Origin of the sequence: Streptomyces drozdowiczii, from assembly GCF_026167665.1 — a bacterium.
In the GTDB taxonomy this organism is placed as follows: Bacteria; Actinomycetota; Actinomycetes; order Streptomycetales; family Streptomycetaceae; genus Streptomyces; species Streptomyces drozdowiczii_A.
In genome coordinates this window covers 5,975,459-5,995,377 of sequence record NZ_CP098740.1, presented here as the reverse complement: position 1 = coordinate 5,995,377, position 19,919 = coordinate 5,975,459, and the positions used below count along the sequence as shown (strand labels likewise).

The window sequence follows — 19,919 nt, the reverse complement described above, 5'->3', positions numbered from 1 at the left end:
GCACTAGTGCAATGGAGAACGCAATGCCGGAGACCGCTTCCCCGCAGACCACGTCCCCGGACGCCTCTTCTTCCGGATACGAGCCGACGGACCGCACCGTACCCACCCGGTCGCGGGACCGCGCCGCGTACGACCGGGAGACGGTCCACTCGATACTCGACGCCGCCTACCTCTGCCACCTCGGCTTCGTGCGCGACGGCGCCCCGGTCGTGCTGCCGACGCTCTTCGGCCGGGTCGGCGAGCGGCTGTACGTGCACGGCTCGACCGGCTCGCGACCGCTGCGGACGGCCGGGCGCAGCGAGGAGGGGCTGCCGGTGTGCCTGACGGTGACCCATGTGGACGGCCTGGTGCTGGCCCGCTCGGCCTTCCACCACTCGCTCAACTACCGCTCGGTGGTCGTCCACGGCACCGCGTACACCGTGACCGATCCGGAGGAGCGGCGCGTCGCCCTGGACGCGATCGTGGACCAGGTGGTGCCGGGCCGCTCGAAGGACTCGCGCCCGGCCGACGGCAAGGAGCTGGCCGCCACCGCCGTCGTCCGGCTGGATCTGCGGGAGGTCTCGGCCAAGATCCGCACGGGCGGCCCGAACGACGACCCCCGGGACCTCGGCCTGCCGTACTGGTCCGGCGTCGTCCCCGTCGCCCCGGCCTACGGCACCCCGGTCCCGGCGGACGACCTGGACCCGTCGATCGGCGTACCGGCGTACCTGCCCTAGAGACGGGCGTCGGCGCGCTCCCCGACGACGTCCGGCGCCCCCGCCCCCGCGGCCACCGGCCCGGAGGGCGGGCGGGGTGTGGACGACTGCGCGATGAGGGCGCCGGCCAGGACGAGCGCGCCGCCGACGAGCTGCGGGGCGGCCAGGTGCTCGCCGAGGAGGACCCAGGCGAGCACGGTCGCGATGACCGCTTCCAGGCAGGCGACGACGCCCGCGACGGCCGGTGAGAGCAGGCGTACGGAGATCACCCCGGTGACGTACGCGATGACGGTGGCCAGCAGCACGATCCAGACGAGCAGCAGCCAGGCCGGCACCGCGGCGCCGTCCATGGCCGTGTCGCCGCCGAGCACCGACCAGTCCATGCCCCAGGGGCGGGCGATCACGGTGAGCACGAGGGCGCCGATCAGCAGTCCGTACGCGATGACGCCGACCGGGTGCGGGGGTTCGGCCCCGCCGCCCTGGTCGGAGAGGACGAAGTAGCCGACCTGGCAGCAGGCCGCGCCCAGCGCGAGGACCAGCCCGACCACGTCGAAGCTCAGCCCGGCCCATACTTCGACCACGCAGGCGAGTCCGCCGACCGCGAGGACGACCCCGAGGGCCGCCGCCCGCGTGACCGGGCGCCGCTGCACGAAGCGCACCCAGCCGAGGACGAGCGCCGGGGCGAGGTATTCCACGAGGAGCGCGACGCCCACCGGGATACGGGAGATGGCGGCGAAATAGCAGGCTTGCACGCCCGCGACGGCGAGCAGTCCGAAGCCGAGCAGCAGCACGGGCCGGCTCCGCACGAGCGCCCGGTGGCGCCAGGCCACCGGCAGCATGACGAGCGCGGCGCCCGCGACGCGCAGCCAGACGACGTGGAGCGGGTCGAGTCCCGCCTCGATCAGCGGCTTGGCCGCCACTCCAGAACCACCGAATGCGAAGGCCGAGGCGAGGGCGAGTCCCAGGCCGGCGCTTCTCCCCTGAGACGCGTGCATCGGCACATCATGACAGTTGCGGTCAGGAGCGTCATCCCGGTGACACCTGACGCGATGAGTGCTCCCCGGGACGGGGCAACCGACGCACCGCCCGTACACGTCCCACAGCACGGAGCGGTTGTTCGCGGCGGCGGGAGGGGGCCGGGGTGAGCTGGCTGGTGTCCCTGCCGGCGCTGGACGGGCGCGAGTACGTCTACCGGGTCCACGCGCCGCTGGACGCCCTGCCCGCGGACCTCTTCTGGTGCGCCTTCCACTGCCACGACGACGGCCCGCACCCCCGCGCGTCCGACCGCTTCGACGCGGCACGGATCTGGCCGATCACCACGGAGGCGTGAACAGCGAGGAGCCCGGCGGCCTGAGGCCACCGGGCTCCGTCACACCGGCCCACGGCGGGGCTCAGTGCTCATCGGCGAGGATGAGGTACAGCTTCTTGCGGGCCTCGTTGATGACGGCGACCGCCTTGTCGCGCTGGTCGGCGGAGCCGGTCTTCCAGACCTGGCCGAACGCCTCCATCAGACCGAACCCGGCCTGCCGGACCTCGTTCATGCCCTCCCAGTCGACCCCGCGCCCGGCCTCTTCCCAGGGCGCCTCGGGACCGGTCTCGGCCTCGGTGCGGCCGGTGTCGGTGAGCGTGAACAGCTTCTTGCCGCCCTCGCTCGCGCTGGTGATCAGCCCTTCGTCCTCCAGCAGCTGAAGGGTCGGGTACACCGAGCCGGGACTGGGCCGCCAGGCCCCTCCGCTGCGCTCGCCGATCTCCTGGATCATCTCGTACCCGTGCATCGGCCGGTCCTTGAGCAGCGCCAGGATCGACGCGCGCACATCACCGCGCCGCGCCCTCCCCCGGCCGCCACCCCGGCCCCGTCCACCACCGAACGGCCCACCGCCGAACGGCGGCCCGAACGGCCCGAACGCCGCCCGCTGCCCCTCAAAACCCCCACGTCGCCCCTCGGGGCCGTACGGGCCGCGCCCGTGACCATGTGCATGTCCATGCTCGAATCCATGTGAACGCATGACGCACTCCTCTGCTTACGTTGATCTTTCGTCTATCGCTGTACTGTCGCGATGTCTCAACGATATATCGGAACCGATCGCATGACAACCGCTACCCGGAAACAGGCCGCTGCCCTGTCTCACTCAACCGAGTCGTTGGGGCTCCTGCCTCAGCGAACCTGGTCGCGCGGTTGAGTGCACGGGGGGTGCTGGGCGGCTGTACCGGCTGGGGTGGATCGGGCAGCGACGTGCGTCGAGTCGTCGTACGTCGACGCGGTGCACGGGCGTCGCCGGCGTCCGCCGCGGGACTGTGTGACGAGCCGGTTCGAGGGTGCCGATCCGGTCCGTACGTTCTGCTGGTCGCGCGGCGAGCGTCACTTCCCGGGCTGGTACTGGGCGGCGACGACCGGGCGACACCTCGGCTTCGAGTCGCGACTGGAGCGGGAGCGTCGACACGCTTGCCGCCCGATGCTCCGGAAGGGACCAAGCCGCGGCCGGAGTTCGATCCAGAACGCTGTTCGCTGGCCGAGCGCGAACGGGTCGAGGCTGCCGAGCTGACGGCGGCCGGGCGCAGACCGCATTCCCGTGCTCTGCATCACCGTTCCGCCAGCTGCGTCCGCCCGCATGGTTGCAGCAGAGTTCGCCCGCCTCTTGGCCTTCGAATGTCAGATCAGCCAGGGTGCAGTGGTGAGCGCTGAAGAGAGCCCCCGTCGAACACGAGGACCCGTGGGTCCTGAACCTTCGCGGGATGAGCGTCACCAGGATCACCGTGGACTTCCGGCTCGTGCTGGCCTCGACTCGAACGGGGAAGTCGCGTTGGAAGCACCCGTCGACCTCTCGCACGGTACAGCGCGCGCCAACCCGTCCGTGCTCCTGAATCCGGAGTCGCAGGACGTCGCGGGGGCACTCGCACTCTTCGGGGCGAATGTCCTGTCGGCGGTCGCGTTCAAGTCCGGCACCCTGTGTCTCGTCTTCGACACAGGCCACCATCTGACCTGCTCGTCCGATCCGTCTTGCCCCCGTCTGAAGCCTCAGGGGGCCGTACTGGTAGAACGCCGTCATGACGTACCGATTCACCGCCCGTACCGCCAGAACCGAGATTGATCCCGACGGCTACTTCACTGAAGCTGCGCTTGCCGAGCGAGTGGATGGCAGCGGCTTCATCCTGATGTTCATGGCGGGTGAGGACGATCCGGACGACCAGGAGATCGCTCTGGGGATGGACACGCACTGCCTGGTCACAGCTGGCCAGGGGACCGCGTACGGATGTGTGCGTGAAGCCGTTCTGGCGGGCAACGTCCTGCACGTCTCACTGGACCCTGGCGCTCTGGATGACCTGCGATTGGAGGACAGCGAGATCGAGGCCGTCATCGAAGCACCAGCCGAAGACATCGTCCAGTTCCGCGAAGTCCTTGCCCAGGTGCTCAACTACGGCCGTGCAGACGCAGTGCCCAGCCGCCTCGCCGTCTGATCCGCTCCCCCCGCTGGCTGCCCAAGCGGGAAGGCGGAGGAGAGGCCCCGCACTTGGCTGCCGCCAACAGCGATTTCGCGACGGCGGCGGGCTTTCTGCCGGCAGTTCCTCGAGCACCATCGACGCGCTCTGCCGTGCCTATCCCTCGATGAGGTCGTGGAAGAGCTCGAAGGTTCGAATTCTGCAAGGAGCTGGGTCGAGGCCGCGGCGGGCTCGTTGACCGCAGAGGATGGACTGTTCGGGTGATGGAGTCGGCTCCATCGGCGGGCGTGCTGCCGACGGGTCGCTGAGCACGTCTGGCGGTGCGGTCGAGAGCCCGAAAGCAGCGGTTCTTCGCAGGCTATGCGGCGACGCTCTTCTCGGTGGGGAGGATCATCGTTGACGCTCGGCCCCGTCGATGAAGCGTCTCCCTGTTGACGTTGGAGGCAGGCGGTGCGTCGGCATGCAGGTGGACAGAGCCGGTGGCGGCGGCCGGCCGCGGCGGGCCGCCGATGCCGAGACAGCCAGCGGACGTTGGCCATGAACACCGGCTCGGGCCGCCCGGCCTACTCAAACTCCCAGCGCACGGCCCGGCAGGCATGTTTGGTCGCGTCGAACGTCTCCCGCGTCGCCTCGTCCATCTCGTCCTCGGCCCGGACGTCAACGACGCGGGCACCACCGTCGGACAGCCGGACGAAGTAGTCGGGAGCGTACCGGCGCTTGCGGGTGCCGTCGTGCCAGTGCAGCCAGAACGACTGCGAGACAATCGCGTCCATGGGTGGATCGCGGTCCAGCAGAGTCAGCCGGCCCCGCTTCAGCCAGGCTCGTAGCCCACATGGTCCCGGGCCGTCGCCGCGTAGTAGCAATCGATCAGGGGTAACTGGCACAGGTCAGCCGCGATGTCCGCTCTCACCACATCGCCCGGTGCCGACTCGCCCTCCTGGTAGCGTCATCCGGTGATTTCTCTGGGGGAACCCGCGTTCTTCACCCGCCTGCGCGACGCGCAACGGGTGCTCATCGCCGGTGCGGGCGGCGGTTTCGACGTGTACGCCGGGCTGCCGCTCGCCTTCGCGCTGCGGTCGGCGGGCAAGGAGGTGCACCTCGCCAACCTGTCCTTCGCCGATCTGTACGGCCTGGACCTCGATGTGTGGGTGGACCAGGACGTCGCGGCCATCGGGCCCGACACCCCCCTGCGCGGCGACTACTTCCCTGAACGGACGCTCGCGCGATGGCTGGTGACGCAGGAGCTGCCGCCGACCGTGTACGCCTTCCCGAGCATCGGGGTCGTGCCGCTGCGGACGGCCTACCGGGCGCTGATCGAGCACCTCGGTGGTGTCGACGCGATCGTGCTGGTGGACGGCGGCACCGACATCCTGATGCGCGGCGACGAGCACGGTCTCGGCACCCCGGAGGAGGACATGGCGAGCCTCGCCGCCGTGAGCGGACTCGACGAGGTCGCGCACCGGCTGGTGGCCTGCCTCGGCTTCGGGGTGGACGCGTATCACGGCGTGAACCACTCGCTCGTACTGGAGAACCTGGCCGCTCTGGACCGGGACGGCTCCTATCTCGGCGCCTTCTCGCTGCTCGGGGCGGGACGCGAGGGCGCGCTGTATCTCGACGCGGTGGCGCACGCCCAGCGCCACACCGCGAGCCACCCGAGCATCGTGAACGGATCCGTGGCCGCTGCCGTGCGCGGTGACTTCGGCAACGTCCGGTTCACGGAGAGGACCAAGGACAGCGAGTTGTTCGTCAACCCGCTGATGGCGATGTACTTCTGTGTGGACCTGCCTGGCCTGGCCCGCCGCAATCTCTATCTCGGCCTGCTGGAACGGACTCACCTGATGCGGCAGGTGAGTACCGTGATCGAGGAGTTCCGCACCGCGCTGCCCCGCCAGCGTCCGCCGAGAACGTTCCCGCACTGAACCTTGGGCGCGCTCCGGTGCTGGTTAGCGTGACCCCCATGACGGCTGAGGACCAGGCACTGGTCGGCGGTATGGCGAACCGCCGAGGTGACCTGGTGAAGCGGCCGGCCCCGCGCCCCACGCGCGGCACTCCACGCCTGTCTCCGCGCGCTGAAGCGGCACGGCTTCGACGCGGCGCCGACCCCCGTCGGTCTCACCGCGGACGGCCGTGAGCAGCTGACGTTCATCCCCGGCGACGTGGCTCTGCCGCCGTTCCCGGAGTGGGCGCTGACGGATTCCGCCCTCGCATCGGTGGGGAGCCTGCTGCGGCGGGTCCACGAGGCCGGCGCGGCCGTCCCGGTCGACACCCGCGCCGCGTGGCCCACGGATCTCGCCGCCCCGGAGGGCGGGACGACGATGTGCCACAACGATGTGTGCCCGGACAACGTCGTCTTCCGCGACGGCCGCGCCGCGGCCCTGATCGATTTCGACCTGGCGGCCCCGGGCCGCCCCCTCTGGGACGTCGCCATGACCGCCCGCTACTGGGCGCCCATACTCGACCCCGAATCCGCGGCCGCCCTCCATCCCCCGGCCTCGACGCGACCGCACGGCTGCGGATCCTCGCCAACGGTTACGGCCTCCCGGCGGAGGACCGCGCCGAGTTGCCCGGCGTCATCGAGCAGGCCACGGAGGTCTGCCGGGCCTTCGGCGCGCGCCGCGTGGCCGACGGGGACCCCGTCTACCTCCGGGCGTTGGCCGAGCGCGGCGGATGGGAACGCTGGGACCGGATCCGGACCTGGCTGGCGGACCACCGCCGGACGTTCGCGGCCGCCCTGCTGGACTGACCGGCGCGTACGCTCGGCCCATGCCCCGCAACGCGAAGAAGGCCCGGCGGCTGGTCGTCGGCGGGCGCACGTATCTGTGGACGCTGCGCCACCGGCACACCGACGGTGGGAACTGCCGCCAGATCCTCACGCTGCGCCCCGGCTCGGGCGGATCCCTCCGCATCGTCTTCGCCGAGGCCCCGGACCGGTACGTCCCGGGCGGCGCCCCCCTGGGCTCCGCAGACGTGGGCCACGTCGGGGGCGCGTCGCTCAACCTGCACGAACCGGGGGCCGTCCGCGCCCTGCTCGACGTGGCGACGGCCCACGGATGGCAGCCGTCGGAGCGGCGTCGGCAGGAGATGGACGGCTGGCCGCTGCTGGAGGAAGCCGCCGCCCTCCGGGAGGGGAACACCGGCGGGGCACCGCACCCCGTTCACGGCGCGGGCTCGGCCAGCGCGTTGAGCGCCGGCCGGAGCAGCGCGGCGATGCGGTCGGGCGACGCCTCGCGCAAGGCGGACAGCCCCAGCAGCTGATGACCGATGGTCACACCGAGCAGCGTGGTGACCGCCAGGGCGGCGCGCAGTTCGCGGTCGTCAGGGGCCGGGACGGCGGCACCGGCGTCGGCGATCTGACCGCCGAGCGCGGCGCGTACGTGCTCGGCGGCCGCCGGATCGGTGAGCATCGACCGCAGCACCGCGAGCGTCCCCTCGGGCAGACCGCCCAGCTTCAGGCCCAGCGTGGCCAGCATGCGGTCCGCGAACGCGTCCGCGCCCGCACCCTCCGGCGGGGGTGCGGCGAACACCTGCACGGCCCGGCCGAACAGCTCACGCTTCGAGCCGAAGTACTGCATGACCAGGGCCGGGTCCACACCGGCCGCGCCCGCGACCGCGCGGATGGTGGTCCGGTCGAACCCCTTGGCGGCGAACTCCTCCCGGGCCTTCTCCAGGATGCGCGCCTCGGTGGCGCGGCGGCGGTCGGCGCGGGTCTCCCGAGGCGTGGTCACGCCGCGACTCTACAGCCGTTGACCGAACCCCTCCTCCGGGCCTACGGTCACGCTCAACAAGCGTTGAGCGAATGGAGCCGTACCGTGCCGCACCCGGAAACCGCCCGCGTCCGTACCCCCCGTGAGGCCCTGGCCGCTTACCACCAGGCCATGCTCGACAAGTCCGCGGACGGTCTCGCGGATCTGTACGCGGCCGACGCGGTGCACGAGTTCCCCTTCACCGCCCCCGGCTTCCCGCCGCGCTACGAGGGCCGCGAGGCCGTACGCACCGGTTACCGGGCGGTCTGGGGCGCGAGCCCCGTACGGATCGACGAGGTCAGGACGGTGTCCGCGTACGAGACGGACGACCCGGAGGTGATCGTCGCCGAGCATGTGGTGGCGGGGACGCTGCCGGCCACGGGCGCCGTCTTCACCGTCCCCGGCCTGCTCGTGCTCCGGGTCCGCGACGGCCTGATCACCCAGGTCCGCGACTACATGGACACCGCGGCCCTCGCCGCGGCCAGGGGCTGACACCGGCCGGGCTCACCCCTCGCGCAACCCCAGCAGGTACACCGCCGTCACCGCCACCCCCCGGTCCCCGTCCTCCGCCAGCTCCCCGAGCGCCCGTGTCGCCGTCGGCCCCAGGATGTCGGCCAGCGCCTGGGTGAGGCGGCGGCGGGCGGGCGCGTCGAGCGCGGGGTCGGCGAGGCGGCCGACGAGCGCGGAGGCGATCCGCTCGGCGGTCTCCGGATCAGCGGCCAGTGCGCCGAGCGCGTCGGCCGCGTCCACGTCCCGCACCGCCTCCGCGACCATGCCGATCAGCGTCGGGACCGCCTCGGCCACCCCGCGCGCACCGAGCGCCGGCGCCGCGTACCGGCGTACCGCGACATCGGGATGACCGAGGGCATCCCGCAGCAGCGCGCTCGCCGCCTCGCCCGGAATCCCGGCGACCGCCCGCACCGCCCGGGCGCGCACCGCCGCGACGGGCGAGTCCAGGCCCTCCGCCAACAGGTCGAGCCCGCCGCCCGCCCGCGCCAGGGCCCACCGCAGCGCACCGGCCACGCTCGGATCCCGCTCGCTGAGCACCGCCTCGACCAGGGCCTCCACGGGAGCCTCGCCGCCCGAGGACAGCGCGGCCCGCTGCCGGGTTCCGGGGCTGCTGGAGCCGAGGTCCTGGAGGAGGGCGACGGTGCGCAGGACGCCTTCCCAGTCCTCCGGCCCGGCGGCGCCGATCCGGCTGAGCCGGGTCAGCAGCTCCGTCTCGCTCGCGATGCGTTCCCGGGTCCGCCGGACGAGGTCGTCCACCAGACCGGCCGGGCTGAAGCCGGGATCGTCCAGGGCGCGCCCCACCTCGCGCAGCGACAGGCCGAGGGACCGCAGGCTCTCGATGTGGAAGATGCGCCGGACGTCCTCGCCGGAGTACTCCCGGTATCCGACGTCGTTGCGCCCCGTGGGCCGCACCAGCCCCAGCGACTCGTAGTGCCGGAGCATCCGCGCGCTGACCCCGGACCGCCGCGCCACCTCACCGATCAACACTTCCGGCCTTTCGTTGGGATCAGGCCGGATCACCGTAAGCCCCGAGGGCCACCCTCCGCTTCGCCTCCTCGATCGCCAGGTCGAACCCGGCGTCCGGGTCGCGCCGCAGCTCCTCGGTGGCGAGTGCGTGCTCGCGGACCCGGGGCTCGGGGTGCGCGGCGGCGGCGTCCAGTGCGGGCGCGGCCGGGGCGCCGAGGGCGATCAGCGCCCGGCTGAGGCTCAGCCGCGTCTCGCGTCCGCCGCGCCCGAGCTGCCCGGTCAGCACCGCGGCGAGCGCGGGCGCCTCGTCCTCGGGGACGAGGAGGACCGCGGTGCGCCAGGCCGCGCGCGCCACCTCGTCGTCGGGGTCGGTGAGCAGGGCCGGGGTGATCGCCGGCCAGGCCCGCCGGTCGCCGGTCTTGGACAGCGTGTGCAGCGCCTGGCTACGGGCCTGCGGGCGCTCCGAGCGCAGCTCGCCGACGAGCCTGGGCACCGTCAGGTCCCGCGGATGCCGGGTGAGCGCCCAGGTCAGCATCTCCCGTACGGAGAAGTCCGGCTCGGCCGCGCACCGCTCCACGAGCCGGTCCACCAGCCGCGCGTCCGGCGCCGATCCGACCGCCAGCGCGGTCCGCAACCGCACCGACGCGTCACCGTGCTCCAGCCCGCGCAGCGCCCGCGCGACGGCCGTCTCCTCGTTCGCCGTGGTCATGGGGGACCACCTCCTCGCGGCCGAGTGAAGCGGTTGTCACCGTGACAAGGTCAAGCCCGGCGCGGTGCCGGACAGCCCTCAAGGAGGCCACCGGTCCGCGATTGGCCTTGGTTCCGGGCCGGGACGGAGACCTACGGTCGGCCCATGAGGATTCGTACCGTAGACGCGTTCACCGACCGCCCCTTCGCCGGCAACCCCGCCGGCGTCCTGCTGTTCGGCCCCGAGGGCTTTCCCGAGGACGCCTTCCTCCAGCGGGTCGCCGCCGAGCTGAATCTCTCCGAGACCGCGTTCGCCCACCCGCTGCCACCGGGCGGTGACGCGGACTGGGCGCTGCGGTGGTTCACCCCGGTCACCGAGGTGGACATGTGCGGCCACGCCACCCTCGCCACGGCCCATGTCCTGCACACCACGGGCACCGCCACCGGCTCGGTCCGCTTCGCCGCCCGGTGCGGCACGCTGGCGTCGACCGCGCACCCGGACGGTTCGCTGACGCTGGACTTCCCGACCGCCCCGCTGACCCCGGAGCCCGCGCCGGCCGGCCTGGCGGAGGCCCTGGGCGCGGAGCCGCTGTCCGTGCACGACACCGGTGCGCAGGTCGGGGACCTGCTGGTGGAGCTGAAGGACGAGGCGGCCGTACGGGGTCTGGCCCCGGACTTCGCGGCGCTGGCCGCCCTCTCGCGGCGCGGTGTCATCGCCACAGCCGCCGCGACGCCGATGCGTGCGTACGACTATGTCTCGCGCGGCTTCTTCCCGGCCGTGGGCATCGACGAGGACCCGGTGACGGGCAGCGCGCACACCGCCCTGGCCCCGTTCTGGTCGGCCCGGCTCGGCCGCGAGGAGCTGACCGGGCTCCAGGCGTCCGCGCGCTCGGGTCTCGTAAGGACCTCGCTGCGCGGCGCGCGCACCCTGCTGACGGGCCGCGCGGTCACGGTGCTGGACGGCGAACTGCTCGTCGGACCGTGACCCCGGGGCTCACGGGGTGGGCAGCCAGCCCACCTTCCCGGCGAGCAGCGCGTAACCGACGAACGCGCCGATGTCCAGCAGCGCGTGCGCCGCGACCAGCGGGCCCACCCGCTGCCAGCGCCGGTAGAGCAGCACGAAGACGACGCCCATCACCATGTTGCCGATGAACCCGCCGATGCCCTGGTAGAGGTGGTACGAGCCGCGCAGCACCGAGCTGGCCAGCAGCGCGGCCATCGGCGTCCAGCCCAGCTGCCCGAGCCTGCGCAGCAGATAGCCGACGACGATCACCTCCTCCAGCACGGCGTTCTGGAGGGCCGACAGGATGAGCACGGGGAACTTCCACCACACGTCGGGCAGTGACTCGGGCACGACGGTGAGGTTGAAGCCGGCGGCCCTGGCCACCAGGTAGAAGGCCAGCCCGGCGCTGCCGATGCCCGCCGCGACGAACGCGCCCCGTGCCACGTCCTGCCCCGGCCGGGTGCGGTCGAAGCCGAGGACGCGCAGCCCGGTCCCTTCCCGGATGAGCAGATGCGCGACGAGTGCGACGGGCACCAGCGCGGTCGCGATACCGAAGAGCTGCCAGGCGAGATCCAGCCAAGGGCGGCCGGGGGCGGCGGAGCTGTTGAGGGTCGCCGCCTGATCCTTCAAACCCCCTGGTTTCGTCAGCGATCCGACAAAGCTGATAAGGGCGGACACGCCGCTGGCCCCCAGCGAGAGCGCCAGCACCAGCACCGTCTCGGACCGGAGAATCCGTTGTGACACGGCCTCCTGGGGAAAAGAATCAGCCACGCGCCCCGCCTCCACCTGTACACCTGCCCTCAGTTGTGCATTCGCGTCCCACGCCTCTCGCCGCCCCGCTAGGGTCTCGAATGCAGGTACGAAGATCATGCGCGACTGGCCGGGGGACGAGCGCCATTGCCGATGGTGTGGTCCCCCTTTTCCTTGTACATCCTCAAGGAGGGGCACCACCGACATGGGACGTCACAGCTTGCCCGATGACCGCGCGGCGGCCGGAGGCGGGGACCGTCCACCGCGCCGCCTCCGGACCGTGGCCATCGCCACCGTGCTCGTCCTCGCCGTGGCGGGAGGCGCGGCGGTCGCGGTGCAGGGCGGCCTGCTCTCGTTCTCGAAGTCCTGCGAGGAGGACGCCGTCCATCTGTCGATGGTGGCCTCCCCGGACATCGCCCCCGCCGTACGTGCCATCGCCGACCGGGCACGTACGGACGAGGTGCGCTCGGACGGACGCTGTGTCGACGTGAACGTGGTGGCCCGTGACTCGTACAAGGTGGCGGACGCCCTCGCGAGCGGAGCCCGCCCCGACTACCAGATGTGGCTGCCCGACTCGGACCTGTGGCTGACCAGGGCCAAGGGCGCCGGGGACGGCACCGCCATCACCCCCGGCGGCTCCGTCGCCACCTCACCGGTCACGCTCGCCGCGGTCCCCCGGGCCGCCGAGCACCTGCGCTGGCCGAAGAAGACGTACACCTGGGCCGAGTTGACGGGCGCGGCCATGGAGTCCGGCCGGGTACGTCTCGGCTCCGCCGACCCGGCGCGCTCGGCGACCGGCCTGCTGGCCCTCAACAGCATCGGCGCCTCCGCCCGGAAGCAGGGAGGCGACAGCGACACCCGGGTCGCGGCCACCGCCAAGCTGCTCGCCCAGCGGATGTCCGACGGGGACACCCAGGTCGTGGCGACCCTGCCGCAGGACGGCTCGGGCGCCGAGGCGGGCAACCCGGCGCGCAACCAGGTGGTGCTCCTCTCCGAGCAGGCCGCCTTCGCCCACAACGCCGAATCGGCGGCCGACGGCAAGCTCGACCTCTTCTATCCGGAGGACGGCACCCCGCTGCTCAACTACCCGCTCACGATGGTGGACGAGCGCCACCAGTCCACGGACGAGAGCCGGGCCGCGCTGCGGTTCACCATCCTCCTCTCCGAGGACAGCTCCCTGCGCACCTTCCGGGAGCACGGCTTCCGGACCACGTACGGCGCGGCGGACGAGAAGGTGGTCGCGGCGGCGGGCGGCCGGTCGCCCCAGCCGTACGACGCGACGCAGCCGCCCGCCCCGACTGACGAGGCGCTCCAGGAGACGCTCGGCTTGTGGACGATCACCGTGCAGAGCGCGCGGCTCACCACCGTGGTCGACGCCTCCGGCTCCATGGCCGCGACGGTACCGGGCCGCAACCAGTCCCGGATGGACGTCACCAAGGCATCGCTGATCCAGGCGCTCGACCAGTTCACCCCGAACGACGAGATCGGGCTCTGGGAGTTCGCGACCAGGCTCGACGGGGACAAGGACTACCGGCAACTGGTGACGACCGCCGGACTAGGCGACCCGGTGAAGGGCGGCGGCACCCACCGGGAGAAGCTGGCCGCCGCGTTCGCCGCGCTGCGCCCGGTGCCGGACGGCGCCACCGGTCTGTACGACACCGCGCTGGCGGCGTACAAGGAGGCGCAGCGTACGTATGTGAAGGGCAAGTTCAACGCGGTGGTGATCCTCACGGACGGGTCGAACCAGGACGAGCGGTCCATCTCGCGCTCCGCCCTCGTGGAGGAGCTGAAGTCCATCGCCGACCCGACGCGCCCGGTCCCGCTGCTGGCCATCGCCGTCGGGCCGGAGGCGGACCGTGAGGAGCTGGACGAGATCGCCAAGGCCACCGGGGGCGGCGGCTACCAGGTGAACGACCCGGCCGAGATCCAGGCGGTGATCCTCCAGGCGGTGATGACGGCGGGCCAGGGCGCCCGCGCGGCCGGGGAATAGGGGGGCCGGTCCGCAGCACGGACCGGCTCGCCCGTCACGGCGCCGGGACGCCCGCCGGCCAGGTGTGCACGGGGTCCCCGCCCTGCATCAGCTCGCCGTAGCGCCGGGTCATCGCGGCGAGCGCGGCGCCCCGGTCGAGGCCCGCCTCGCGCGCCCGGTGATAGGTGTCCGCCTGCCAGGACGCGCCGTTCGTCCGCCGCTTGCAGCGCCCGTCGATGATCCCGAGGTAGTGGTCCCGGTCCGCCGGCTCGATGTTCCAGCCGTCGAGCCCGGCGGCGGCGAGCGGCAGGAGCTCGTCGCGCACCAGCTTCGTCACGGGCACCCGGGTCAGCCCGCCGGAGCGGCCGGGCCTGGGCCACAGCAGCTCGGCGTCGATGCCGTGGCGGCACGCGGTCTCGAAGTTCTCGGCGGCGGCGGAGAACGGCATCCGGGTCCACACCGGACGCGACTCCTCCGCCAGCGCCCGCACCAGGCCGTAGTAGAGCGCGGTGTTGGCGATGACGTCGGCGACGGTCGGGCCGGCGGGCAGCACCCGGTTCTCCACGCGCAGATGCGGGACGCCGTCGGCGATCCCGTACACCGGCCGGTTCCAGCGGTAGACCGTGCCGTTGTGGAGGACCAGCTCCTTCAGCTGGGGGACCCCGCCGTCGGCGAGGACGCGCAGCGGCTCCTCCTCGTCGCAGATGGGCAGGAGCGGCGGGAAGTACCGCACGTTCTCCTCGAAGAGTTCCTCGACCGAGCCGATCCACTTCTCCCCGAACCAGGTCCTGGGCCGCACGCCCTGGTTCTGCAGTTCGGGCGGCCGGGTGTCCGTGGCCTGCTCGAACAGCGGCGGGCGCGACTCGCGCCACACCTCCCGGCCGAAGAGGAACGGCGAGTTGGCCCCCAGGGCGACCTGCACTGCGGCGACGGCCTGCGCCGCGTTCCACACGTCGGCGAAGCGTTCCGGGGTGACCTGGAGATGCAGTTGCAGCGAGGTGCAGGCCGCCTCCGGGGTGATCGATCCGGCGGTCGCGACCAGCCGCTCGACGCCTTCGATATCGAGCGAGAAACTCTCGCCGCGCGCCGCCAGCATTTGATCGTTCAGAAGGGCGTAGCGGTCGACGTCGGAGAGATTGGACCGGACCATGTCGTCGCGGCCGAGCGTCGGCAGGATTCCGATCATCATGATCCCGGCATCGACTTCACCGGCCTTCCGGTCGGCATATCCGAGCCCGGTCCGCAGCTCCTCGGCCAACTGGTCCAGAACACGCCCCGACAGATGATGGGGGACTATGTTCACCTCAAGATTGAACATCCCCAGTTCCGTCTGGAAATCGTGACTCGCGATGCGCTCCAGTACCTGCCCATTCAACATCTTCGGCATGGCGTCGGCGCCCGTGAGATTCAGTTCGATCTCCATGCCCATGAGGTTGCGCGGCCGGTCGAACCGCCGCTCGGCCAGGAGCCCGGACAGCGCCTCCAGGCACTGGTGCAGCTTCCTCCGGTACCTCTGCCGGTCGGACAGGTCAAAGTCGCCCGCGACGACCTTCTCCCCCATCGAAGTGTCCTCCTCAAGTGGCCGGCACGCGGCCCGGGCCGCCCGCATCACGATCGATAATGCCCGCAGGACGTGATCCGTAACGCCCCGCGGACGGCGCACACACGCTAATCTGAGCGCCGGGGCCCCGGGCACATTCACTCGGCATGACGCATCGGGCCGTTTCCCCGTGCGGCGGGGCCGTAAAGCCCCGACGGGTTTCGGCCGACCGCGGTGCGGGAAAAACCCGAGGCGGCGGCTGCGCCGCTCGCGCCGAATCAGCACGATCTCCGCATAATAAAGTCCGGATACCGCCTTGCCGGCAATAGCCGTGGCGGCTAGTGGAAACCCCGCGTGAACACCTGTCGTATAAACTCCGCGGACGAGGCAGAGAGTTGACGCACCGGCTCAGTCACCGGCCTCCTCTGGCCCCGCACGCCGACAACGCCGTCCGCACCCGCCCGCGCACCACCGTGTCTCCGAAGTGAGAGGCGACCCACTATGCCGCTGCATGTTCCCCCGGCCCCCGCGCCCGCGCTGCGCAGCGTTCTCGCCGCGCTCGGTTCACCGACCGCGGTCCGCGAGGCCCGTACGCCCGCCCTGCGGTCCGCACAGGGACCGCTGAGCCCCGAACACCCGCTGCCCGTCCATGTGCTGGGCATCGCCCCGGGCGACCTCGCACCCGCCACCCGGCTCGCCGCCTGGCGCTTCCAGATCCGCAGCACGGAACGGGCGGTGGCGGCGGCGGACACCATGCTCACCGCGGACGGCTGGACCTTCTCGCACTTCTTCGAGGGCCCGTACATCGCCTCGACGGAACTGGCGCTGCGTCAGGCGGAGGGGATGAGCGGCCCCTACCAGCCGAGGCTGCTGTCCATTCCCGACCTGTACATGCTGGCCCTGTGGCTGCACGGCGACCCCACGGCGGACGCCTCCTGCGGCGCGCCCGGCCCGGACGACGTGCTCGTGCCGCTGTCCCCGGCGCCTCCCGGCTTCGCCGCCCACCGGCCGCACCGGGCCGCCGACCTGCTGCCGGTGATCACCACCCGGATCACGCCGGGCCCCGGTCCGCTGCTGGGCTCGCCGGCCCCGGCCTGAGCCGGCCGCCGTCCGCTCCGCGTGCTGTGCCCCGTCGCCCCGTCCGGCGGCGGGGCACAGCACGCGGTCGCGCGTACGACACCCCGCCCATCCGGACTAGTCCCATCCGGCCACCCCGAACCACCCGAAGTGACAGTGCAGTTGAGTTGAACCGTCCGGGCGGGTGACGCGTCATGGGAGGAGTGGAAGCGCTGCGGCGAAATCCCTGCGGATTGACGCCCGTGGGGCAACACTGGGATTCGACCGATCGATACGGGGGCGGTCATGAACACCTCTTCACACCGCAGGTCACTCAACTCGACGCAGCGAAAGAACCCATCCATGTGCCAGCATCAGCCACCCTGCCCGACAGCCGACTCAGCCGACCGGGAGGCCGCCCGCCAGGTGGCCCACCACCCGGAGCAGGGCTGGAGCCTGCTGTGCAACGGCGTCCTGCTCTTCGAGGACACCGGTGAGCTGCTTCCGGACGGGCAGATCATCGCCCCGCACAGGCCCCTGGCGGCGAGCCGGGTCGTCAAAGCCGCCTGAGCGGACCGTACGGAAAGAGAAGAAGGGGCCGGCCCGGAGAAGTCTCCGCACCGGCCCCGACGCATGTCCGCGTCAGTTGTCGTACTCGTCCAGGGGCGGGCACGAGCAGACGAGGTTGCGGTCACCGAACGCACCGTCGATCCGGCGCACCGGCGGCCAGTACTTGTCGGCGGCCGAGACACCGGCCGGGAAGACCGCGACCTCGCGGCTGTACGCGTGCTCCCACTCCCCGCCGAGCGCGGCGGCGGTGTGCGGGGCGTTGGCGAGCGGGTTGTCGTCCGCGCTCCACTCCCCCGAAGCGACCTTCTCGATCTCGGCGCGGATCGCGATCATCGTGTCGCAGAACCGGTCCAGCTCCGCGAGGTCCTCGCTCTCGGTCGGCTCGATCATCAGCGTCCCGGCGACCGGGAACGACATGGTCGGCGAGTGGAAGCCGTAGTCGATGAGCCGCTTGGCGACGTCGTCGATGCTGACGCCGGTCGCCTTGGAGATCGGGCGCAGGTCCACGATGCACTCGTGCGCCACGAGCCCGGCCGGGCCGTTGTACAGGATCGGGTAGTGCGGTTCGAGACGCTTGGCGATGTAGTTGGCCGCGAGTACGGCGACCTGCGTCGCGCGCTTCAGCCCCTCGCCGCCCATCAGGCGTACGTACGCCCACGAGATGGGGAGGATGCCGGCGGAGCCCCACGGGGCCGCCGAGATCGGACCGACACCGGTCTCCGGGCCCGCCGCGGGCTGGAGCGGGTGGTTGGGCAGGTACGGCGCCAGGTGCGCGCGCACACCGACCGGGCCGACGCCGGGGCCGCCGCCGCCGTGCGGGATGCAGAAGGTCTTGTGCAGGTTGAGGTGCGAGACATCGCCGCCGAACCGGCCGGGCTTGGCCAGGCCGACCAGCGCGTTGAGGTTGGCGCCGTCGACGTAGACCTGGCCGCCGGCGTCGTGCACCTCGGCGCAGATGTCGGCGACGTGCTCCTCGAAGACGCCGTGCGTCGACGGGTAGGTGATCATGAGCACGGCCAGCTCGTCGCGGTACTGCGCGATCTTGGCGCGCAGGTCCTCGATGTCGACCTCGCCGTCGTCGGCGGTCTTGACGACGACGACCTTCATACCGGCCATCACGGCGCTCGCGGCGTTGGTGCCGTGCGCGGAGGACGGGATCAGACAGACGGTCCGGTTCTCGTCGCCGTTGGCGCGGTGGTACGCGCGGACGGCCAGCAGCCCCGCGAACTCGCCCTGCGATCCGGCGTTCGGCTGGAGGGACACCGCGTCGTAACCGGTGACCTCGGCCAGCCGCTCCTCCAGCTCGCGGATCAGCGTCAGGAAGCCCTGGGCCTGCTCGGCGGGCGCGAACGGGTGCAGCGCGCCGAACTCGGGCCAGGTGATGGACTCCATCTCGGCGGTCGCGTTCAGCTTCATCGTGCAGGAGCCGAGCGGGATCATGCCGCGGTCCAGCGCGTAGTCGCGGTCGGCGAGCTTGCGCAGGTAGCGCAGCATCGCGGTCTCGGACCGGTGCTGGTGGAAGACCGGGTGGGTGAGGATCGTGTCGGTGCGCAGCAGCGCCTCGGGCAGCGCGTCCTCGGTCGTGGCGTCCAGCGCCTCGACGTCCCCGTCGGCGCCGAAGGCGGCCCAGACGGCGGCGACCTGGGTACGGGTCGTGGTCTCGTCGCAGGCCAGCGAGACGGTGTCGGCGTCGACCAGGCGCAGGTTGACCCCGCGCTCCCGGGCGTCGGCGACGACCTCGCCCGCCCTGCCGGGGACGCGGACGGTGAGCGTGTCGAAGTAGGAGCCGGTCACCACGTCGACCCCGGCGGCGCGCAGGCCCTCGGCGAGGATCGCGGCGTAGCGGTGGGTGCGCCGGGCGATCGTGCGCAGCCCCTCGGGGCCGTGGTAGACGGCGTACATGCCGGCCATGACGGCGAGCAGCACCTGGGCGGTGCAGATGTTGCTGGTGGCCTTCTCGCGGCGGATGTGCTGCTCGCGGGTCTGGAGGGCCAGGCGGTACGCCTTGTTGCCGTCGGCGTCCACGGAGACGCCGACCAGGCGGCCGGGCAGGCTGCGGGCGAACGTGTCGCGGACCGCCATGTAGCCGGCGTGCGGGCCGCCGAAGCCCATCGGGACGCCGAAGCGCTGCGTGGTGCCGACGGCGATGTCGGCGCCCAGCTCGCCGGGCGAGGTGAGCAGCGTGAGGGCCAGCAGGTCGGCGGCGACGGTGACGATCGCGCCCAGCTCGTGCGCCCGGTCGATCACGGGCTTGAGGTCCCGGACGGCCCCGGAGGCGCCGGGGTACTGGAGGAGCACGCCGAAGACGCCGCGCTCGGCGGCCTCGGCCGGGATGCCCTCGGTGAGGTCGGCGACGACGACCTCGACGCCGGTCGGCTCGGCGCGGGTCTCGATGACGGCGACGGTCTGCGGCAGGGTGTCGGCGTCGACCAGGAAGACGCCGTTCTTGACCTTGCCGACGCGCCGGGCGAGCGCCATGGCCTCGGCGGCGGCGGTGCCCTCGTCGAGCAGCGAGGCGCCGGAGGTGGGCAGGCCGGTCAGCTCGGCGACCATGGTCTGGAAGTTCAGGAGGGCTTCGAGGCGGCCCTGCGAGATCTCGGGCTGGTACGGCGTGTAGGCCGTGTACCAGGCGGGGTTCTCCATGACGTTGCGCAGGATCACCGGCGGGGTGAAGGTGCCGTAGTAGCCGAGCCCGATCATCGGGGCGAGGACCTGGTTGCGGTCGGCGAGCCCGCGGAGTTCGGCCAGCACCTCGGCCTCGGTCCGGCCCTCCGGCAGGGCCAGCGCCTCGGCGCTCTTGATCACGTCGGGCACGGCGGCCGCGGTCAGCTCGTCCAGCGAGCCGTAACCGACCTGGGCGAGCATCTTCGCCTGCGCCTCGGCGTCGGGGCCGATGTGGCGCTGCTCGAAGGGAATGCCCTGTTCCAGCTGCGTGAGCGGGGTGCGACGGGGGGTCATGGTGGAGGCCTCCTGGTCTGTCACGACCTGCGAG

General features: G+C 72.2%; 20 protein-coding genes and 2 pseudogenes. 13 read left to right on the top strand and 9 right to left on the bottom strand.

Annotation, left to right across the window (positions count from 1 at the left end; all coding sequences use genetic code 11):
• The first annotated feature begins 23 nt into the window (after window positions 1-23).
• Window positions 24-716 carry a pyridoxamine 5'-phosphate oxidase family protein gene (locus NEH16_RS27310; protein ID WP_265545546.1) on the top strand — a complete coding sequence of 231 codons (693 nt, stop codon included), beginning with the start codon at window positions 24-26 and terminating at the stop codon, window positions 714-716.
• Here the strand turns inward: NEH16_RS27310 and NEH16_RS27305 are convergent.
• A complete protein-coding gene (locus NEH16_RS27305) occupies window positions 713-1,690 on the bottom strand; it encodes an EamA family transporter (RefSeq protein ID WP_265545543.1) in 978 nt (325 codons plus the stop codon). The genes NEH16_RS27310 and NEH16_RS27305 overlap by 4 nt on opposite strands.
• A 146-nt stretch (window positions 1,691-1,836) precedes the next feature.
• On the opposite strand from NEH16_RS27305, the gene NEH16_RS27300 reads away from it, so the two are divergent.
• On the top strand, window positions 1,837-2,025 hold the full coding sequence (locus NEH16_RS27300; RefSeq protein WP_073969012.1) for a hypothetical protein: 189 nt from the start codon (window positions 1,837-1,839) through the stop codon (window positions 2,023-2,025).
• A gap of 61 nt (window positions 2,026-2,086) precedes the next feature.
• On the opposite strand, the gene NEH16_RS27295 is transcribed toward NEH16_RS27300, so the two are convergent.
• Window positions 2,087-2,701, bottom strand: a complete 615-nt coding sequence (locus tag NEH16_RS27295; RefSeq protein ID WP_265545541.1) for a PadR family transcriptional regulator — start codon at window positions 2,699-2,701, stop codon at window positions 2,087-2,089.
• A 537-nt stretch (window positions 2,702-3,238) separates the two neighbouring features.
• Here NEH16_RS27295 and NEH16_RS27290 point away from each other — a divergent pair.
• The 3 genes and pseudogenes from NEH16_RS27290 to NEH16_RS27285 all read left to right on the top strand — a co-directional run.
• Window positions 3,239-3,334: pseudogene (locus NEH16_RS27290) on the top strand (ATP/GTP-binding protein); the annotation flags it as partial.
• A gap of 30 nt (window positions 3,335-3,364) precedes the next feature.
• Entirely contained in the window at window positions 3,365-3,784 is a 420-nt protein-coding gene (locus tag NEH16_RS33970; RefSeq protein ID WP_430523782.1) for a DUF6188 family protein, read from the top strand.
• Complete coding sequence (locus tag NEH16_RS27285; RefSeq protein WP_265545540.1) at window positions 3,741-4,151, top strand: Imm10 family immunity protein; 411 nt, start codon at window positions 3,741-3,743, stop codon at window positions 4,149-4,151. The genes NEH16_RS33970 and NEH16_RS27285 overlap by 44 nt, the downstream gene beginning before the upstream one ends.
• A gap of 545 nt (window positions 4,152-4,696) precedes the next feature.
• Here the strand turns inward: NEH16_RS27285 and NEH16_RS27280 are convergent.
• Entirely contained in the window at window positions 4,697-4,906 is a 210-nt protein-coding gene (locus NEH16_RS27280; RefSeq protein WP_265545538.1) for a hypothetical protein, read from the bottom strand.
• Between the two features lie 180 nt (window positions 4,907-5,086).
• Between NEH16_RS27280 and NEH16_RS27275 the strand changes: the two genes are divergently transcribed.
• The 3 genes and pseudogenes from NEH16_RS27275 (at window position 5,087) to NEH16_RS27265 (ending at window position 7,388) form a co-directional block, all read left to right on the top strand.
• Window positions 5,087-6,052 (top strand): DUF1152 domain-containing protein, encoded by a 966-nt coding sequence (locus NEH16_RS27275; RefSeq protein WP_265545537.1) that lies wholly within the window; start codon window positions 5,087-5,089, stop codon window positions 6,050-6,052.
• Window positions 6,053-6,090: 38 nt separating this feature from the next.
• Window positions 6,091-6,876: pseudogene (locus NEH16_RS27270) on the top strand (aminoglycoside phosphotransferase family protein).
• Window positions 6,877-6,896: 20 nt separating this feature from the next.
• Entirely contained in the window at window positions 6,897-7,388 is a 492-nt protein-coding gene (locus NEH16_RS27265) for a hypothetical protein (protein ID WP_308286002.1), read from the top strand.
• Here NEH16_RS27265 and NEH16_RS27260 read toward each other — a convergent pair.
• Complete coding sequence (locus NEH16_RS27260; protein ID WP_265545536.1) at window positions 7,289-7,858, bottom strand: TetR/AcrR family transcriptional regulator; 570 nt, start codon at window positions 7,856-7,858, stop codon at window positions 7,289-7,291. The genes NEH16_RS27265 and NEH16_RS27260 overlap by 100 nt on opposite strands.
• 84 nt (window positions 7,859-7,942) lie before the next feature.
• On the opposite strand from NEH16_RS27260, the gene NEH16_RS27255 reads away from it, so the two are divergent.
• Window positions 7,943-8,368: a nuclear transport factor 2 family protein gene (locus NEH16_RS27255; protein ID WP_265545534.1), complete on the top strand. Its 426-nt coding sequence runs from the start codon at window positions 7,943-7,945 to the stop codon at window positions 8,366-8,368.
• Between the two features lie 12 nt (window positions 8,369-8,380).
• Here NEH16_RS27255 and NEH16_RS27250 read toward each other — a convergent pair whose 3' ends face one another.
• Both NEH16_RS27250 and NEH16_RS27245 read right to left on the bottom strand, forming a co-directional pair.
• A complete protein-coding gene (locus NEH16_RS27250; protein ID WP_265545532.1) occupies window positions 8,381-9,373 on the bottom strand; it encodes a MerR family transcriptional regulator in 993 nt (330 codons plus the stop codon).
• Window positions 9,374-9,392: 19 nt separating this feature from the next.
• Complete coding sequence (locus tag NEH16_RS27245; protein WP_265545530.1) at window positions 9,393-10,061, bottom strand: HEAT repeat domain-containing protein; 669 nt, start codon at window positions 10,059-10,061, stop codon at window positions 9,393-9,395.
• A 144-nt stretch (window positions 10,062-10,205) separates the two neighbouring features.
• Here NEH16_RS27245 and NEH16_RS27240 point away from each other — a divergent pair, with 144 nt between their 5' ends.
• Complete coding sequence (locus tag NEH16_RS27240; RefSeq protein WP_265545529.1) at window positions 10,206-11,024, top strand: PhzF family phenazine biosynthesis protein; 819 nt, start codon at window positions 10,206-10,208, stop codon at window positions 11,022-11,024.
• Between the two features lie 9 nt (window positions 11,025-11,033).
• Here the strand turns inward: NEH16_RS27240 and NEH16_RS27235 are convergent, their stop codons facing one another.
• Complete coding sequence (locus tag NEH16_RS27235; protein WP_073969021.1) at window positions 11,034-11,813, bottom strand: CPBP family intramembrane glutamic endopeptidase; 780 nt, start codon at window positions 11,811-11,813, stop codon at window positions 11,034-11,036.
• A 184-nt stretch (window positions 11,814-11,997) separates the two neighbouring features.
• Here NEH16_RS27235 and NEH16_RS27230 point away from each other — a divergent pair, with 184 nt between their 5' ends.
• Window positions 11,998-13,782 (top strand): VWA domain-containing protein, encoded by a 1,785-nt coding sequence (locus NEH16_RS27230; protein WP_265545526.1) that lies wholly within the window; start codon window positions 11,998-12,000, stop codon window positions 13,780-13,782.
• Between the two features lie 34 nt (window positions 13,783-13,816).
• Here NEH16_RS27230 and NEH16_RS27225 read toward each other — a convergent pair whose 3' ends face one another.
• A complete protein-coding gene (locus NEH16_RS27225; protein ID WP_265545525.1) occupies window positions 13,817-15,322 on the bottom strand; it encodes a glutamate-cysteine ligase family protein in 1,506 nt (501 codons plus the stop codon).
• A gap of 480 nt (window positions 15,323-15,802) precedes the next feature.
• On the opposite strand from NEH16_RS27225, the gene NEH16_RS27220 reads away from it, so the two are divergent.
• Window positions 15,803-16,399, top strand: coding sequence for a hypothetical protein (locus NEH16_RS27220; RefSeq protein ID WP_073969023.1), 597 nt, complete (start codon window positions 15,803-15,805; stop codon window positions 16,397-16,399).
• Between the two features lie 321 nt (window positions 16,400-16,720).
• Window positions 16,721-16,927, top strand: a complete 207-nt coding sequence (locus NEH16_RS27215) for a DUF5999 family protein (RefSeq protein WP_073969024.1) — start codon at window positions 16,721-16,723, stop codon at window positions 16,925-16,927.
• Between the two features lie 72 nt (window positions 16,928-16,999).
• Here the strand turns inward: NEH16_RS27215 and gcvP are convergent, their stop codons facing one another.
• Window positions 17,000-19,885, bottom strand: a complete 2,886-nt coding sequence (gcvP, locus tag NEH16_RS27210) for an aminomethyl-transferring glycine dehydrogenase (RefSeq protein WP_265545522.1) — start codon at window positions 19,883-19,885, stop codon at window positions 17,000-17,002.
• Window positions 19,886-19,919: the final 34 nt, after the last annotated feature.

Bases quoted from the DNA above. Each gene is read 5' to 3' on its own strand.
- NEH16_RS27215 (WP_073969024.1), top strand. From the start codon at position 16,721: ATGTGCCAGCATCAGCCACCCTGCCCGACAGCCGACTCAGCCGACCGG.
- NEH16_RS27265 (WP_308286002.1), top strand. From the start codon at position 6,897: ATGCCCCGCAACGCGAAGAAGGCCCGGCGGCTGGTCGTCGGCGGGCGC.
- NEH16_RS27305 (WP_265545543.1), bottom strand. From the start codon at position 1,690: ATGCACGCGTCTCAGGGGAGAAGCGCCGGCCTGGGACTCGCCCTCGCC.
- NEH16_RS27280 (WP_265545538.1), bottom strand. From the start codon at position 4,906: ATGGACGCGATTGTCTCGCAGTCGTTCTGGCTGCACTGGCACGACGGC.
- NEH16_RS27225 (WP_265545525.1), bottom strand. From the start codon at position 15,322: ATGGGGGAGAAGGTCGTCGCGGGCGACTTTGACCTGTCCGACCGGCAG.
- NEH16_RS27240 (WP_265545529.1), top strand. From the start codon at position 10,206: ATGAGGATTCGTACCGTAGACGCGTTCACCGACCGCCCCTTCGCCGGC.
- NEH16_RS27245 (WP_265545530.1), bottom strand. From the start codon at position 10,061: ATGACCACGGCGAACGAGGAGACGGCCGTCGCGCGGGCGCTGCGCGGG.
- NEH16_RS27295 (WP_265545541.1), bottom strand. From the start codon at position 2,701: ATGCGTTCACATGGATTCGAGCATGGACATGCACATGGTCACGGGCGC.
- NEH16_RS27310 (WP_265545546.1), top strand. From the start codon at position 24: ATGCCGGAGACCGCTTCCCCGCAGACCACGTCCCCGGACGCCTCTTCT.
- gcvP (WP_265545522.1), bottom strand. From the start codon at position 19,885: ATGACCCCCCGTCGCACCCCGCTCACGCAGCTGGAACAGGGCATTCCC.
- NEH16_RS27285 (WP_265545540.1), top strand. From the start codon at position 3,741: ATGACGTACCGATTCACCGCCCGTACCGCCAGAACCGAGATTGATCCC.
- NEH16_RS27230 (WP_265545526.1), top strand. From the start codon at position 11,998: ATGGGACGTCACAGCTTGCCCGATGACCGCGCGGCGGCCGGAGGCGGG.
- NEH16_RS27220 (WP_073969023.1), top strand. From the start codon at position 15,803: ATGCCGCTGCATGTTCCCCCGGCCCCCGCGCCCGCGCTGCGCAGCGTT.